At 74.3% G+C, this 2,257-nt stretch carries 2 protein-coding genes; both read right to left on the minus strand.

Features of this window, described 5'->3' with window-relative positions; genetic code table 11:
• Positions 1-448 (minus strand): hypothetical protein (locus L0P92_RS43915; RefSeq protein WP_234768727.1); only part of this gene is annotated, 448 nt, incomplete at its 3' end.
• A gap of 220 nt (positions 449-668) precedes the next feature.
• Positions 669-2,257, minus strand: a 1,589-nt coding sequence (locus L0P92_RS43920) for an N-6 DNA methylase (protein WP_234768728.1), incomplete at its 5' end; no start/stop codon positions are given.

Consider the following 2,257-nt stretch of genomic DNA (forward strand, 5'->3'; position numbering starts at 1 on the left):
GCGGGGGCGTCTGCGGGGCGGTGGTGGCGTACGGCGACCGGGGCTGCGGATAGCCGTAGGCCGGGGCCGCGACCGGGGGCTGCTGTGCGCCGTAGCCGGGGTAGCGGAGCTGGTGGAAGTGGCGGATGTCCGCGGAGAGGTAGTACGCGATGGCGGCCACGATGCCGCCCAGGACGAGAGCGAGGCCCGTCCAGCCGCCCGCGGTGTGGATCTCCTCGCCGGGCTCCATGCCCATCAGGATCAGCCCGCCGAACTCCACCACGATCGACGCCGCGAACAGACCCCAGTCGAGCGGCTTTCGGGTCACGATGGCCAGGCGCAGCATCATCGTCCACGTCAGCAGGCCGAAGCTCAGCACGGAGATCACGACGAAGAACACGCGCAGGAAGACCAGCCACCCGGTGGGCGGCGGCTGCTTCACCGGCTGCGTGTAGCCGTGGCCTTGCATGGCTGCTCCCGATCGATGGCCGAACTGCGGATGGCAGAGGTGCGGATGGCACAACCACAGATGGCAGAAGTGCGGTCGTGCGATTGTCGCTTCGAGCGTATAGGTCGACACCGACATACGGTCACCGGTTGTACCGAACCGTTGTCGTGCTGATCACTTGGCGGGACGGCGCAGGTCGGGCGGAGGCCCGGCTTCCGGACCGGCGTCGGTCGGCGCACGCTCAGTCGGGCGCGACCGTCCCGTCCGTCAGCCCGTCGTACATGCCCCGCACGAGCTGCTCCCCGAGCCGCCCCGCGTGCCGCAGCACCCGCTCGAACTCGTCGAGGGCCCGGAAACGGGCGCCGTAGCGGCGTTGTTCGTCGAAGGGGAGCCGGGGCAGTTGGAGCCGGCGCACGTCGAGGCGGGTCGCGGTGGAGGCGTAGCTGCTGGCCTGGCGGTTGTTGGCGGTGCCGCGCAGGAAGCCGGCGAGGAACCAGGGGTCGAGCGCCGCGGGATCGGGGCGCAGGAGCACGAGGTTGCGCCCCAGGGCGGCGCCCGCGGTCGCGTCGTCGATCACGCGCGCGATGGAGCCGCCGCCGAGCACCGGCACGACCACATCGCCCGGCTCGGTCAGCACGGCTTCCTCGTCGCTCTCGGGCAACGTCCCGGAGGGAGCGGTTCCGGAGAGCACGTCGTTGTCGGTGAGCACGGGCACGCGCGCGCGGCCGCCGTTTCCGCCGGTCCGCATCACCAGGGCGCCCCCGCGCGCGAGTTCGCCGATGGTGGTGAGCGGCCAGCGCGGGGCGAACCGGTTGGCGTCGGCGGGCGGCGGGGTGAGGTCGGCGGACAGACGCAGCGTCTCGCCGAGCCGGTCGCGCACGGCCGTGAGCTGCTCGACGCCGTCGGCCGCCGTGGGCGGCGGGAGGTGCCGGGCGGGGGCCAGGTCCACGTCGTCGTCGAGGAGGTCGATGACGGGCAACGAGCGGGCCAGACCGGGACGTTCGTCGAGCGAACCGGTGCGCTCGTGCACCCGCCAGGCGTCGAGCACGGTGTCCCGCACCGCCTGCCAGTCGGGCCCGCCCCGCGCCTCCCCGGCGAACCGTCCCACGTCGACGAGCAGCACCTCGGGCTGCCCCGCCGCCCGCTCGGGCCGGCGCAGCACCCACAGGTGGAGCGGGATGTTGTACGGCGGTGCCGCGCCGACCGGCAGCGCGATCACGGCGCGCAGGGCACCGCGCCGCAGCAGGTCGGCGCGGATACGGCGGCCGGAGCGGCGGGAGGCGGCGGCGGGCGGCATCAGCAGGACCGCGGTGCCGCCGTCCTTGAGGCGGGCCAGCGCGTGCTGCACCCAGGCGAGCTCGGACTCGGTGCGGGCCGGGAAGCCGTACTCCCAGCGCGGGTCGTAGGCGAGTTCGTCGTGGCCCCAGTTGCGTTCGTTGAACGGCGGGTGGCACAGCACGGCGTCGGCGTGCAGCTCGGGGTGGGCGTCGGCGCGCAGGGTGTCGCCGACGGCGCCGCGTACGGCGGTCCGCGTCTGGAGGGCGAGCCGGAGCGCGGTGAGCGCGGCGAGTTCGGGGGCGCTGTCCTGGGCGTACAGCTCCTGGTCGGGGCGGGGGGTGACGGCGCGCAGCAGGGCGCCGGTGCCGCAGGCCGGGTCGAGGACGGTGCGGGCGGGGCCGGCCAGGTCGGCCATGAGTCCGGCGAGTTCGGCGGGGGTGAGGGTGTACTGGCGCGGGTTGGCGTCCAGGTGCCGACCGAGCAGGAACTCGAACGTCTGACGGGCCCCCGACTCGGCCGCCAGCTCGGCGACGCCGCGCAGGATCGGCTGGC

The organism is Streptomyces muensis (genome assembly GCF_021474425.1).
Taxonomy (GTDB): Bacteria; Actinomycetota; Actinomycetes; order Streptomycetales; family Streptomycetaceae; genus Streptomyces; species Streptomyces muensis.